This window comes from Pseudomonas marincola, assembly GCF_900682675.2.
Taxonomy (GTDB): Bacteria; Pseudomonadota; Gammaproteobacteria; order Pseudomonadales; family Pseudomonadaceae; genus Aquipseudomonas; species Aquipseudomonas marincola.
Window position 1 is genome coordinate 2,196,175 of record NZ_LR215729.2, and the last position, 13,313, is coordinate 2,209,487.

General features: G+C 57.4%; 11 protein-coding genes. 5 read left to right on the forward strand and 6 right to left on the reverse strand.

Features of this window, described 5'->3' with window-relative positions; all coding sequences use genetic code 11:
- Positions 1-3: 3 nt before the first annotated feature.
- Positions 4-1,251, forward strand: a complete 1,248-nt coding sequence (locus PMYSY11_RS10310; protein WP_150549105.1) for a M24 family metallopeptidase — start codon at positions 4-6, stop codon at positions 1,249-1,251.
- A 435-nt stretch (positions 1,252-1,686) separates the two neighbouring features.
- Positions 1,687-3,240, forward strand: a complete 1,554-nt coding sequence (locus tag PMYSY11_RS10315) for a BCCT family transporter (protein ID WP_150549106.1) — start codon at positions 1,687-1,689, stop codon at positions 3,238-3,240.
- A 346-nt stretch (positions 3,241-3,586) separates the two neighbouring features.
- On the opposite strand, the gene PMYSY11_RS10320 is transcribed toward PMYSY11_RS10315, so the two are convergent.
- Positions 3,587-4,642: a DUF2955 domain-containing protein gene (locus PMYSY11_RS10320; RefSeq protein WP_150549107.1), complete on the reverse strand. Its 1,056-nt coding sequence runs from the start codon at positions 4,640-4,642 to the stop codon at positions 3,587-3,589.
- Positions 4,632-5,693: an HlyD family secretion protein gene (locus PMYSY11_RS10325; RefSeq protein ID WP_150549108.1), complete on the reverse strand. Its 1,062-nt coding sequence runs from the start codon at positions 5,691-5,693 to the stop codon at positions 4,632-4,634. Before PMYSY11_RS10325 ends, PMYSY11_RS10320 begins: the two co-directional genes overlap by 11 nt.
- 481 nt (positions 5,694-6,174) lie before the next feature.
- On the opposite strand from PMYSY11_RS10325, the gene PMYSY11_RS10330 reads away from it, so the two are divergent.
- Positions 6,175-7,104: a LysR family transcriptional regulator gene (locus PMYSY11_RS10330; protein ID WP_150549109.1), complete on the forward strand. Its 930-nt coding sequence runs from the start codon at positions 6,175-6,177 to the stop codon at positions 7,102-7,104.
- On the opposite strand, the gene PMYSY11_RS10335 is transcribed toward PMYSY11_RS10330, so the two are convergent.
- Positions 7,095-7,538 (reverse strand): GlcG/HbpS family heme-binding protein, encoded by a 444-nt coding sequence (locus PMYSY11_RS10335; RefSeq protein WP_090511791.1) that lies wholly within the window; start codon positions 7,536-7,538, stop codon positions 7,095-7,097. The genes PMYSY11_RS10330 and PMYSY11_RS10335 overlap by 10 nt on opposite strands.
- A gap of 8 nt (positions 7,539-7,546) precedes the next feature.
- The gene (locus PMYSY11_RS10340) at positions 7,547-8,896 is read right to left on the reverse strand and encodes a metal-dependent hydrolase family protein (RefSeq protein WP_150549110.1); all 1,350 of its coding nucleotides are present in this window, start codon (positions 8,894-8,896) and stop codon (positions 7,547-7,549) included.
- 270 nt (positions 8,897-9,166) lie between these two features.
- On the opposite strand from PMYSY11_RS10340, the gene PMYSY11_RS10345 reads away from it, so the two are divergent.
- Positions 9,167-9,544 carry a nuclear transport factor 2 family protein gene (locus PMYSY11_RS10345; RefSeq protein WP_150549111.1) on the forward strand — a complete coding sequence of 126 codons (378 nt, stop codon included), beginning with the start codon at positions 9,167-9,169 and terminating at the stop codon, positions 9,542-9,544.
- Between the two features lie 72 nt (positions 9,545-9,616).
- On the opposite strand, the gene PMYSY11_RS10350 is transcribed toward PMYSY11_RS10345, so the two are convergent.
- Positions 9,617-10,774, reverse strand: a complete 1,158-nt coding sequence (locus PMYSY11_RS10350) for an alpha/beta hydrolase family protein (RefSeq protein ID WP_090511640.1) — start codon at positions 10,772-10,774, stop codon at positions 9,617-9,619.
- A 384-nt stretch (positions 10,775-11,158) separates the two neighbouring features.
- The gene (locus PMYSY11_RS10355) at positions 11,159-12,082 is read right to left on the reverse strand and encodes a LysR family transcriptional regulator (protein WP_150549112.1); all 924 of its coding nucleotides are present in this window, start codon (positions 12,080-12,082) and stop codon (positions 11,159-11,161) included.
- A gap of 289 nt (positions 12,083-12,371) precedes the next feature.
- Between PMYSY11_RS10355 and PMYSY11_RS10360 the strand changes: the two genes are divergently transcribed.
- Complete coding sequence (locus tag PMYSY11_RS10360; protein WP_150549113.1) at positions 12,372-13,313, forward strand: VOC family protein; 942 nt, start codon at positions 12,372-12,374, stop codon at positions 13,311-13,313.

Here is a 13,313-nt window from a genome sequence, read left to right on the forward strand (position 1 = left end):
GCCATGTTTGAAAATAAAAATAAGTATCCAACGGGCCAGTCAAACCAGCAGGTGTTGAAAAACCCTGTCTCAGCCGCCACCTATCGCGCTGCCTGCGCCTTCCGGTTGCAGCGGGTTCGTCAGCAGTTGAGCAAAGAGCAATGTGCTGCGGTGCTGCTATATGACCCGGTGAATATTCGCTATGCCACTGATACCTCGAACATGCAGATCTGGACGCTGCATAACTACGCACGCTACGCCCTGGTGTTTGCCGATGGCCCGGTGATTCTCTGGGAGTTTCATAACTGTGAGCACTTGCATGCCGGCAACAGTTTGCTGGATGAAATTCGCCCCGCGCTGAACTGGAGCTATTTCGGCGCCGGCTCACGCATTAGCGAGAAGGCAGCGCAATGGGCGGATGAGATCGTCGCTACGGTCAAACACCATGCCGGTGCTGATGCAAGGCTTGCAGTGGATCGCGCAGACTTCGAAGGGCTTGAGCTACTCCAGTCAAAAGGGCTGTCTCTCTATGAAGGCCACAGCCTGATGGAACGCGCAAGGATGATCAAATCGGCTGATGAGCTCGAGTTAATGCGTTGGACGATCAGCGTCTGCCAACAAGGCATCCAGCGCATGCACGACGAACAACACCCCGGAATGACTGAGAACCAGCTCTGGGCCTGGCTGCATTATGAAAACATTCGTCATGGCGGTGAGTGGATAGAGACCCGGCTGCTCTCTTCAGGCCCGCGGACTAACCCATGGATGCAGGAGTCCAGTGACCGGGTTATGCAGGCGGGTGAAGTTGTCTCGTTCGACACCGATTTGATAGGCCCATACGGTTATTGCGCCGATATCTCCCGGGCCTGGACGGTTGGCCATGTTGCACCAACGGATAATCAGCGCAGGCTCTATGCACTCGCGTATGAGCAAATACATTTCAACATGGACCTGCTGCGCCCAGGCCTGAGTTATCGCGATTTTTCTGAGCAGGCATGGGATATCCCGTCAGTCTATCAACCCAATCGCTACTGCTGCATTGCCCACGGTGTCGGGCTTGCCGATGAATATCCGGCGTTGGCGCATAAAGGCGCGGACTGGGAGGGTGCGGGCTACGACGGCGTGTTCGCAGAAAACATGGTGGTGTGCGTTGAAAGCTACATCGGCGAGCAGAACGGTAAAGAAGGTATCAAGCTTGAGCAACAGGTGCTGATTACAGCCCAGGGTTGCCAGGCGTTATCGACTTACCCCTGGCAGACGGATTGGCTTTGATGGGGCTTTGGCGCGGCGCGTGTTTTTGCATGAAGCCTGGTCAATTCAAGTCCATTTGCATCCTGCGTTAGTCGCCAAAAAGTCATGAATAGGCATCGCTGAAACGGACGCGATGCTGCGTCATGGCGTGCATGGAATGTTGCGCCGGGTACACGCTTGGGCGTGCCCGACTAGCGTGTGATTGCGAAACATAGACTGAGACTTTATCGGTCTTGAAGCAGGTTGATCGATGCTTGCTGGTTGACGACTTTTGGCCTTTTACAGAAGTGATTAAAAGTCATAAATCGGCGCAATAAAATAGTTTGTCCTGCGGTTTGGACTCACTGAATATCGGTATCAGGCACAGTTCTGGAAAACTGCCTTGTAGTGATTTCGCGGCGACGAAACACGCTCCAGAATTGACTTAAATACAAAAACAATAGCGAGGCCCCCGTTATGAAAGACATTGCTGTAGACGCTGCTCAACCGCCGGCCTTGAACATTCAGTTCATGGGGTTGAATTTCCACCGGGTAATCTTTCCCGTCTCCTTCTTCATCGTGTTGTCACTCATATTGGCAGCCCTATACGACCCGGTTGCGTTTGGTCAGACGCTGGAAGCCACGAAAGGTTGGATTCTGAAAAACTGCGATGGGTTCATCATGATCATGGGCAATCTGGCGGTACTGTTCTGCGCCGGAATTGCAGTGTCTCCGTACGGAAAAATTCGTCTGGGCGGCAAGGATGCCAAACCTGAATTCAGCGTGCTTTCCTGGTTCTCCATGATGTTTGCCGCTGGCATGGGCGTCGGGCTGCTTTACTGGGGCGTTGCCGAACCTGTAGCGCAGTATACCGAGTGGTGGAAAACGCCCTTGAATGTACTCAAAGAAACACCGGAGGCAGCTCACGCCGCAATGGGCGCCACTATGTTTCACTGGGGCTTTCACCCGTGGGCGATTTATCTCACCAGCGCCCTGGTAATCGGTTATTTCGCGTTTAACAAAGGCATGCCATTTTCCCTTAGCTCTGGACTGAAACCGCTCATCGGGGATGCTTACAAGGGTTTGCCGGGTCAGATCGTCGATATTTTTACCGTGGTACTAACAGTGTTTGGTCTGGCGACATCCCTGGGCCTGGGCGCCATGCAAGCAACTGCGGGTATTACCCATGTACTGGGCATTGCCAACTCGTTTACCTTCCAATTGATGTTCATTTTAACCGTGACGGGCCTCGCTGGTTTTTCCTTGTGGCGCGGCATGCATTCCGGGGTGAAGCTGTTAAGCAACATCAACATGCTCCTGGCGTTGGCATTGTTTGTGGTGGTTGCCGTCGCGGTGGGCGCGGGCAGCTTCTTCAGTTCGGTTGCGACAACGGCTGTCGACTACGCCGAATATTTTCTGCCATTAAGTAACTGGATTGATCGTCCTGATCAGGACTGGTTCCAGGGCTGGACCGTGTTTTATTGGGCTTGGTGGTGCACATGGGGACCGATTGTTGGCGTATTCGTCGCTCGGGTTTCCCGAGGCCGTACCCTGCGACAATTGGTTTGCGCGGCAATGCTGTTCCCAACTGTGGCGAGCATTTTCTGGTTCGCGGCGTTTGGTCTCGGCTCGATCAATCAGATTGCTGCTGGTGAAGGAACGTTGGTGGCTGGCCTTAGCGATATCAACATGGCGTTGTTCCAATTTCTGGAAGTGCTGCCCATGTCTGCAATCACCTCGGGGCTGGTGGTTGTGCTTTTGGTGATCTTCATGGTGACTTCAATGGACTCTGGTGCATTGGTCGTTGATAACCTGGCCGCCGGCGGAGAACCCAATACGCATGCAGGCCAACGCGTGCTCTGGCTCCTGCTGGTGGCGCTGGTCACCATTACGTTGTTCGTGATTGGTGGCGACACAGCGCTGAAAGGGATTCAGGCAGGTGCCGTAGCGATGGGGCTACCGTTCATGTTTATCATGCTGCTGTTAATGCTCGGTTTTATCAAAGCACTGGCGACTGAAAGTCGCGCCTGATTCAGACGGGCTATGCAAACCCCAAAGCCGCTGACGCGAGATTGTCAGCGGCTTTGTTTTTTCCCTCGCGCAAAAACTGAAATGCTACCCAAGCCCGAAGCCTGTGTTTCAGCAGCGTAAACGAGAAGGCCGTGCCAAGCCTGGGCCGGCACATGAGGGCTGCTATTGGGGGTTTCTGAGTCAGTCGAAGCAAGCCACCAGCAGCCGCTACCGATAATTTGAGGCGACGCCATGCCGCGCGCTGGCGCCCAGTTCTCGGGGGATTTCGCGGGCGCATTGTTGGAGGGCTTCGAGGTAGCTCCGCAGTGCGCTGTCGTTATCCATCACCGCTTCCGGGCCGGTGAACTCAATGACTGAAATGGCGAGTCGCTTCAAACCTGTTGAGCAAGCGATGAACAATAAATACGGCGAACAGGGTCAGCAGTACCGACAGGCTCACTGAAGTCAGGCGGTAGAGCGTGGCGTACATGATGTCGTGTTCAGGGGTTAGCGATTGGCCAAAGAGAATGGCCAGGGTGGTCAGGGCGCCAAAGCCGACGCCGGGCACGCCATTTTCGAGCATGTGCCAGCGTGCGCAAACCATGGCGGCTATCCATACCATGATGATCAGCAGCGGCAGCACGTCGTAGTGGTTGTAGAGCAGCAGCATGATCAGCAGCGCCATTGCGCAGCCCAGTAATGTGCCTTTGGCGCGGACTCTGCCGGCAAAGTGCGAGCCTTTCCAGTGCATCGGAAACAGCAGCAGAATGCTCGCGACCTGCGCGGAGAGCGAGTCATGCAGGTTCAGGCACTGAAATACAACAAACGACAGCGTGGCGACCGTGGCGCCAAGCAAGGCTTCGTGTCGGCGGCTGGGCAGGTCTTTGTTCGGTGGCGTCCGTGCTTGTCTGGGCTCGGCGTCGGGGAATACATAGAACATCAGTACGGCAATTGCAGTGGCCTGCAGGATTGCCCAACTGTTGTAGCCGAGCATGTCTATGACATCGGTCTGCGGGTAACTGGCGAAATTCAGCTGGATCGACAGAAACACCGCGCCAAGTGCGCCAAACATGAAGTGATTGCCTCTGGCCATGAGCGCAAAGCGGTAGCAGAACGACAAGAATATCAACGGCGTGATGACCAGCGGACGACCGCCGAATAGTCCGTAGAGCAGGGCGATCTCAACGCTGACGAGCATGCCCTGAGCGAAAAACTGGCGGATCAGGTGGGCATTGATTCTGGGTGCCAGGCCAAGCAACAACATCGGATAAACGCAGAAGAACGCGCCGTACTCCAGGTTGAGCAGCTTGCAGGACAACAGTGCCAGGCAGCCGCCTGTGGCGATCCGCAAGCATTGGCGCAGGTCATTTTCGTTGAGTGTTTTAACCGGCGCGCCGCCGTTAGCGGCTTGCTCAGTAGACATAGTGCAGCCAGCTGATCAGGCGAATCTGCATCGCGGCGGCTGCGCTGGCGAGCGGGTTGTCGAAGGGCTTGAGTTGCACTGTGGCCTTGGCGCCGGTCGGCAATGTGAAGTCGAGCGCCTGGTTGAGTTGCAGGTGCAGACGCTGGCGTTGCGCATCGCGAACCCAACGCTCCGATTGCACTGGCGCTACCAGTTGGCCGTTGGCTTCTATCTGCCCTTCGCGAACTCCCGCATCAAAGTGGCTGACGGTAGCGCTGAAGCGCTCGCCCGGCCGCGCATCGAAGACCACAACGGCAGGGGTGTTGGCGCTGACATATCGCAGCGCTTTCTCGCGAAAGTCGGCGATGATGTCCACGCTGTCTTCCACCAAGGCGGCAACTGGTGCGCCAGCGGCCACGAAGGTGCCCGCTGTGAGTTGCAAGTTGCTGACTACGCCGCTGCGCTCAGCGCGTACTTCACTGTATTGCAGGTTCAATTTAGCCCGACGTAGCGCATTGCGGGCCTGACGCAGGTGCAAGTTGTCGTTATCGCTGCTGCCACGGCGGGCTTTTAGTTCGCCAATTCTGGCGCGTGCAGCGCTGAGTTCGGCCACTGCCATCAGGCGTTGCGCGTCGAGGGTTTCGTAGTTTTGTTTCGAGACCAGTTGGCGGGCGATCAAACGCTGCATACGTTTGGCCTGCGCTGCCAGATCCGCAGACTGTGCTTGCGCTGCCTTTTCCTGCGCTTTGGCGGCCTCTAGTTGCGCGTCCAGTTCAGCGTTGTCTTGTTCGGCCTGCTCAAGTTGCAGTTGGGCCTGCTGCACTTCAATCTCAAAGGGCTGCGGGTCTAGCCGAAACAGCAGTTGCCCCGGTTGAACGTGCTGGTTGTTGGTCACGGCCACCTCTATGACCTGGCCGGGTATGCGCGGCGCGAGCTTGAGCACCGAGCGATTGAGCTGAGCTTGCGGCGTCAGGGGCATGAACAGGTCAGCGGTGAGAAAGTAGATAAAGCAGCAAGCCAGGGCTGCAATAGCGATTTGCACCCAGCGTGCAAAACGTTGGTCTGGCGTCATCAAAAACCTCAGGTAAACAACCGGTATGAGCGACTATTCGGGCCGTACTGTGTCGATCACGCCCAACAGACCCACCGGTATATCTGTGCTCGCAGCGGGGAATCCTGGGCGCAAGGGCTGAAATACCCTTACTTTGCAGGTAATAATCTGCAAGTGATTTCAGCCCATAAAAAAGGCCACCCCGAAAGAGTGGCCGATAAAGACGTCAGTGCAGTCACGCCTAAACGTCGGGGCTGTCTGTACAGCGGGCGGCATCATGGGCGGGCAGCGTCCTGCTTTAAATAGCGCTTTATGTAAATCACTGTTAACTGTGGCGTAACAATCCGCCGTTTTGTTTGTGTTAGGCGCTATGGTCTGCGTGCTGCAACAGTCGTTTCGCAACGCGCCTGAAAAAGCCCGCCATCTATGGTTGCAACCACTTCCCGATCAGCTAATCATAGCGACCGCACTGTGCAACCACTGCCACTGGAACCGAGCCCGCATGCGTTATCGCCACCTTGACCTTAACTTGTTGGTCGCCCTTGATGTGCTGCTCAGCGAGTGCAATGTCAGCCGTGCGGCTGAGCGTTTGCATCTCGGGCAATCGGCTACCAGTTCCGCGTTGCGCCGTTTACGTGAGCACTTCAATGATCCGTTGCTGGTGCAAGTCGGACGACGGCTTGAGCCGACAGCGCTGGCGCTGCAACTGCAACCCAAGGTGCGCGAAGCATTGACCTTGGCGCGTGAGATTGTCGATGCGCCAATGACCTTTGATCCGGCCATGTGCAATCGTCAGTTCACTCTCGTGGCGTCGGATTATGTCGCGGCGGTACTGCTGCCGGCGGTCAGTCGTGAACTTGCCCGCGTGGCGCCGGGTGTGAGTTTGAAGTTGCGTGACTTGCCGATGCCTCGCGATGGCGATGTGGTCAGTGAAGCCCTGGATTATCGCCGCAGCGATCTGGTGATTGTGCCGCAGCAACGCTTGAATCCCGGCTATCCGCAAACGCCACTACTCAGCGATCAGCTCTGCTGTATTGTCTGCCGTGAGCAACAGCAGTTTACCAGCGGCATGACGCTGGCCGCTTATTGCGCTGCCGAACATGTGGTACGTGAGTTTGCCGAAGGGCGCAATCTTGCACTCGATGCGGCGCACCTGAGTGAAATAGGCATTGAACGCAAGGTTGGCGTAGCGCTTGAGAGCTTTGCGTTAATGCCGGAATTTGTGGTGGGCACCGCCCGCGTGGCGACCTTGTTCCGCCGCCAGGCTGAGCAGTTTGCGCAGCGCTATGCGCTGAGAATTTTGCCTGCGCCGCTGGCATTTCCAGAGGCGGTGCAGGTGATGCAGTGGCATCCTTATCAGGATAACGATCCGGCGCTGGCCTGGTTTCGCGACCTGCTGGTTGAGCAGGCCGCGCAACTGGATCAGGCCTGAGCGTCACCGGTATCGGCAACCAAACCGACTGCACTAATGCCTTGCAGGGCGCAGCGTTCATCGTTGTCTGAGGTGTCGCCGCTAATGCCTACAGCACCGAGCAGGGTTCCCTGGCTATTGCGGATCAACACGCCACCGGCCACGGGAATCACTTCGCCGTCGGTGAGGCTGTTGATGGCATCGAAGAAGGCCGGCATCGCCTGGGCGCGACGTGCCAGTTCACGCCCGCCGAAGCCCATGCCCAGACACCCACGCGCTTTACCGGTGGCAATTTTCGGGCGCAGGAAACTCGCCTGCTCATCGCGCAGCACTGCCAGCGGATGCCCGGCGGCATCGAGCACGGCAACGGCCAGTGGTTTCACGCCCAACTCGTGCGAGGCGGCAATGGCGGCGTTGGCCAACTGGGTCGCGGTTTTCAGGTCTAGCGTGGTGATGGTCATGCTTACAGGCTCCACTTGCCAAGTTCAGCGACGCGGTCGCGGGTGTATAGATCGGTCCATTTAAGCGAGTTGAAATCGCTGACTTGCTTGGGGTTATACGGGGTGCGCTGCTGCTTCATCAGTTGGCCGCCCTTGTACACGGCCTTGAGGCGTGAGCGGTCTTGCAGAATGCGGATGTCTTGCAGGGGCGAGCCATCGATGAGCAGAAAATCTGCCTGCTTGCCGACTTCGATAGTGCCGAGGGTTTCACCGCGCGGCATACAGCGCGAGCCGACAGCTGTGGCGGCATAAAGCGCTTCTGCTGGGGTGAAGTTGAGGCGCTTGACCAGCAGCTCCAGTTCGCGGGCGTGCCACTCGCCGTAAGGCGTTACTGCAAAACCACTGTCGCTGCCACAGGCGAACGGGATGCCCGCAGCTTTTGCCCGCTTCAGTACTTCACTGCCAACCTCCAGCGTGCGGGCGCAGTAGCCCGCGTAACCGGTGGTAATCGCCGGGTCGTGTGGCTGGCAGAAATCCACGGTGTTCTGCGGGAAGGTCATGGTCGGGGCAAGGATGCTGCCGGATTCGAGCAGTGCCTCGATGCAGGCATCGTCCATATAGAACGCGTGGAATACCAGGTCCACACCAGCTTTGGCGGTGTACATCACGGCTTCGCGGCCGTAGGCGTGAGTTGCCACCTTGCACCCGAGGCGATGCGCTTCCTCAACCATTTCATAGGTTTCTTCTGCGGTGAACGCCGCGATGATCTCGCCGTTAGGCCGACGATGGGTGCCGTCCATGGCGATTTTGATCAGGTCTACGCCGTCTTTGGCTTGGCGACGAATCTCTGCCAGCGCCTCACTGCGGCTCGTCACCAGCCGTGCGGTGAAATATTCGGGCGCGCCGACGCGGCTCGGGAACCAGTCGTTAAGGCTTTGGCGGTTGGTGATCACCCGGCTGCTTGCTGCAATGCGCGGGCCTTCGAACATACCGGCGGCGATGGCATTGCGCACCGCAATACTCAGCTGGCCGCTGTCGCCGGGGCAGACCATGCTGGTCACGCCGGCGGCGACAACGTGCTGCGCGAAGAACATGCCGCGCAGGGCGCGAAATTCGTCAGTGGTCCAGATGTCGATGTCTTCTTCGCTCTGGGCGTTACCGAATGCCAGGTGTGTATGAACGTCGATCAGGCCCGGCATGACGAAGTTGTCGCCGGCATCGACTACGTTATCGCCTGGCTTTACAGACGGTGCGCTGGCGGTTGGGCCGACGTAGCTGAACAGGCCGTTTTCCACGACCAGGGTTTGCTGCTGACGTGTTTCCAGGCCGGTGCTGTCGAAGAGGGTTTGGCAGTGCAGATGCAGGGCGCTCATAACGATTTCGCTCGGTTGATTGTTATGTGCGGCACGCTAGGTAAATAACTGCTGTGCGACCAGCAGATTGTATCGATGCGCGGCTATTGATCCGCTCAATATCAGTCGCAGGCCACGTGGTACGGGGAGGGCGCGCTGATGATAATCATCGTGCAGTGGGTATCGTAAGTGGCGATAGTTGCCATCCTGATAGACGATTTTTTTGCGCCTGCGCCGGGCCTCTATGGTGCTGCGTCGCCATGTCGGCGAGATCTATCAAGGAGAGCAACAATGAGTGCGCAACAACAACTGCTGGCTCTGGAGAAAGAACGCAGCCGTGCATTGGTTGAAGAAGACTACACGGCGGTGAATGAGTTGTTTGCCGATGATCTGGTGTACGTGCACACCACCGGGCTGGTGCAAGGCAAGGCGGACTATCTCGATTATGCTCGCAGCGCCGTGCAGTATCTGGCGATCGAACGTGGCCCTTTGGACATTCGTTTTTATGGCGATGATCTTGCCATCATGACGGGCCCGCAGTGCAACACGCTGCAAAAACGTGGCGGTGATCAGGCCATGCGTGGCGAAGGATTCGCGACTCAGGTGTGGGTACGCACGGCCAAAGGCTGGCAGATGAGTTCGTTTCACGCCACAAAAGTCGTCAGCTAAGCGCTCTAACGGACACGAAAAAGCCGAATCCCCGCCAAAGGATTCGGCTTTTTTATGCGTTGCAGAAAGTGCTTAAGCGGTGCGGCCGCCCAGTGTTTCTGCAACCCAGTCGGCGATGTACTGACCGGCGTTGATGCTGTTGTCGAAGCTTGAGTGTTGAACGCCACCGGTACGCTCGGTGAAGATTTTCAGCTCGCGCTTAGGGCTGTTGACCAGTTGCTCATACGTGCGCTCGGCCCACTTGAGCGGGATTTGCGAGTCCTTCTCGCCATGCGTGACCAGGAACGGCACCTTGATGCGATCCAGTACGCCATCGAGATGGACGTTTTCGGCGATGGTCATGAACTCGTCCATGTCCTTGGCGCCCCACACCCACTGCACGTGCGCCCAGTAATGCGGAACTGGGAAGCTGCCTTCTTTTTCCAGACGGCGTTTTTGCACATCGCGCCAGTCGTGGTTGGCGCCCCAGACTACACCGCAGGCGAAGCGGGGTTCGAAGGCTACCGCGCGCGGGCAGTAGTAACCGCCCAGCGAAACGCCTTCCATGCCAATCCGCTTGGCGTCCACATCCGCGCGGGTTTCAAGCCAGTCAACCACACGGCTGGCCCAATGCTCGGTGTCATAACGAGCGGTGAGGTTGTGCAGACGCAGCGCTTCACCGGTGCCTGGCTGATCAATAATCAGCGAAGAGACGCCGCGTTTGGCCAGCCATGCAGGCAGGCCTACGCGGTATTTCATTTCCTTGGTTGAATCCAGGCCATTGACCTGAACCAGCAGCGGCGCCGGACCTTCAACGCCTTCCGCGCGAACCAGCAGGCCACTGATGTGGGCGCCTTCATAAGGGATTTCAACGCGCTCGCAGTTCTCTTTGCTCAGCTCAATGCCACGGGCAAAGGTTGACAGTACCCGCTGGTACAATTCGGCGCGGCCTTCCGAGCCGTGCGCTTGCAGGCGCTCGCCAGTGAGGTAATAAGTGGATGCACGGTTGTATTTCTCACCGGCAGAAAGCAGGCGACCGGCAGCTTCGTCTTCTTCAGCAAGGCTGCAGAGTTTGTCGGCCATTTTCGACCAGGTTGCACGAAACGCTGCAGTACCGGCCGCATCGGGTTGCTTGGCCGCTTCAGCCAGCGGCTTGCACATCTCTTCAATTTCGCCGATGCGCGCGCCCATCTCAATGGCCAGGTTTACAGAAAGGTCCCAAACATAATTGGTGGGGAAGTAACGGAACATTGTTGTTGTCCTTATTCTGAGCAAAGGCAGTGTCCGCGGCCAGGCAGGCAAATACGGACTATCAGGGCAACTACGTTAAGCAGTGACGCGGGTATTTGGCCAATCGTGAGTAAGGATGAGAGGTATCGGCATTCGCGATACCCGCCAGCGCAATCTAGCAGTGTCGAGTTTGCGACCTCAGGTTTAACTGGCGCTGGTTTCATCGCGCAAGTGGATGATCCAGATTCCGCGGATTGCAGATGCCGATACTTGCTAACCGTTAATTGGATGACAACTCGGTGTGCTGATGATGCGGGCAGGCGCCTCGCTAATACCCGAGCCGGTCGTTGATCTGACGGCGCGTGCTGGCCTGTGAGATACCAGCACGCGCAGCCAGATTGGCCATCAAGCCGCCTTGTTTTGTTCGATATTATGGATGCACTGGCTGATGCGTTCGCGTATCCAGCGGTGCATCGGGTCGCCATCCATGCTGCGGTGCCAGAGCATGTATTCGCGCATGATCGGTACTTGCACCGGCGTTGGCAGAATACGCAGTGGCAGGTAGGTCGCGTACAGTTCGGCAAGCCGTTTGTGCATGGTGGCAATGCGTTCGGTGCCGACCACCAGCTGCGGCAGGGTATTGAAGTCGTTGGTGATGACTTCAATACGCCGGTTGAAACCGTACTGGCTCATGAACCAGTCCTCGATACTCATGTGCCGCGTACGGCCAAAGCCCACCGAGATATGGCCCATCTGCATGTATTGCTCAAGTGACAGGCTGTCGCCAATTTTGGTGTTGTCTTTACACACCACGCAGACGTGGTCTTCCTCGAAGAGCAATTGCGAAGGGTGGCCTTCGATGATGTAGCGTTCGGGCACGATCATCAGGTCAACCTCGCCGCGAATCAGCAATTCACCGGAATTGTCGCTTGGGCCGAGCATCTCGAAGGTGACGTTGGGCGCTTCCTTTTGCAGATGCTGGATAACGCGGGCAAACAGCACGCTGATCAGGTAATCGGACGTCACCAGGCGAAAGTGGCGTTTGCTGGTGCCGGGGTCGAACACCTGCTTGGTGGTGATTGAGGAACGAATGGTGATGAGCACTTCGCGCACCGGTTTCGCCAGTTCCAGTGCGTAGGGGGTTGGCTGCATCTTGCGGCCGACCTGTACCAGCAGGTCGTCTTCGAAAAATGTGCGCAAACGCCCGAGAACCCCACTGGTTGCGGACTGCGTCATGTGCAGGCGCTCGGCCGCACGGGTGATGTTTTGCTCCTCAAGCAAAACGTCGAGGGCAACCAGCAGATTTAAGTCCAGGTGATTGAAGCGCATGGCAGGGTCCTGCGAGTTGTATTTATTTTTGCGATACCTTCGTGCGCAATCAGTTGTACGTCAAGTAAGAAAGTGAATCCGTGTTCATTATTCATCACTGCAGCCAGCGCTGATCGGTTCGGCGTGAGGTATCGCGTTTTTCGATAGGTCGCATCCTCACATGCGATTAGTCAACTTCATTAAGCCCCCGCAATCTTTGCAACCAGTCGGATCTACCCGGCCTCCACCACCGTATGCGCTGGCGACTGAGCCACGGATGCGGATCATAATTTCAATGGAGTGGTATGCCATGAACATTATTGGCCTTGACGCCCTGGTCTTTGGCGTCGATGACATTCAAGCCTGTACAGATTGTTTGCGTGATTACGGTTTAACCCCAGTGGGTGCGGACGTGAAGGGCGGTCGTTTCGAAGCGCTGGACGGCACCGCAATCGTTATTCGGGCAGCCGATGACGCCTCGCTCCCGGCCGCAATTGGCCCGGCCCCTTCCATCCGCGAAACAATCTATGGCGTAGCTGACGCGGCCGACCTCGAAGCCATTGCTGATGAGCTGGGCCGTGATCGCGACGTCACCCGTGGCGCCGATGGTTCGGTACACAGTGTCGACGACATGGGTTTCGCGATTGGCTTTCAGGTCACCGTGCGCAAAGCATTCGCAGCCCCTGCCGATCTGACCAACACGCCAGGCCATGCGCCACAGCGCCCGCTGAATCAGCCAGGCATCACCCTCGATATGCCGGCGATTCCACGCACGCTGTCGCACGTTGTGTATTTCGTTCCGGATGTAGCCAAGGCCGAGGCGTTCTACGCCGAGCGTCTGGGTTTCCGCACTACCGACACCTTCATCGGCGCCGGCCCGTTCATGCGCCCAGCCGGCTCTGACGATCACCATTGCCTGTTCATGATCCAGACGCCGCCACACATGAAGGGCTGCGAGCACTTCACCTTCCACATGGGCAGCGGCACCGAAGTACTGCTCGCCGGACGCCGTTTCGAGCAAAGCGGCTGGACCAGTTTCTGGGGGCCTGGCCGTCACCTGTTTGGCTCCAACTGGTTCTGGTACTTCAACAGCCCGTTGGGCTGCCACATCGAGTACGACGCCGACATGGACAAGCACGATGACGAGTGGGTCGCCCGTCAGGCTCCGCTCTCGGCAGACAACTCGCAATTGTTCCTGTTTACCTCGAAAGAGAAATGGGCGCCGGGTGGTCCACCGCCGAAGCAGGGCTGA

Excerpts from the sequence above, each read along its gene's own strand:
- PMYSY11_RS10310 (WP_150549105.1), top strand. The coding sequence starts at position 4 with ATGTTTGAAAATAAAAATAAGTATCCAACGGGCCAGTCAAACCAGCAG.
- PMYSY11_RS10315 (WP_150549106.1), top strand. The coding sequence starts at position 1,687 with ATGAAAGACATTGCTGTAGACGCTGCTCAACCGCCGGCCTTGAACATT.
- PMYSY11_RS10320 (WP_150549107.1), bottom strand. The coding sequence starts at position 4,642 with ATGTCTACTGAGCAAGCCGCTAACGGCGGCGCGCCGGTTAAAACACTC.
- PMYSY11_RS10325 (WP_150549108.1), bottom strand. The coding sequence starts at position 5,693 with ATGACGCCAGACCAACGTTTTGCACGCTGGGTGCAAATCGCTATTGCA.
- PMYSY11_RS10330 (WP_150549109.1), top strand. The coding sequence starts at position 6,175 with ATGCGTTATCGCCACCTTGACCTTAACTTGTTGGTCGCCCTTGATGTG.
- PMYSY11_RS10340 (WP_150549110.1), bottom strand. The coding sequence starts at position 8,896 with ATGAGCGCCCTGCATCTGCACTGCCAAACCCTCTTCGACAGCACCGGC.
- PMYSY11_RS10345 (WP_150549111.1), top strand. The coding sequence starts at position 9,167 with ATGAGTGCGCAACAACAACTGCTGGCTCTGGAGAAAGAACGCAGCCGT.
- PMYSY11_RS10350 (WP_090511640.1), bottom strand. The coding sequence starts at position 10,774 with ATGTTCCGTTACTTCCCCACCAATTATGTTTGGGACCTTTCTGTAAAC.
- PMYSY11_RS10355 (WP_150549112.1), bottom strand. The coding sequence starts at position 12,082 with ATGCGCTTCAATCACCTGGACTTAAATCTGCTGGTTGCCCTCGACGTT.
- PMYSY11_RS10360 (WP_150549113.1), top strand. The coding sequence starts at position 12,372 with ATGAACATTATTGGCCTTGACGCCCTGGTCTTTGGCGTCGATGACATT.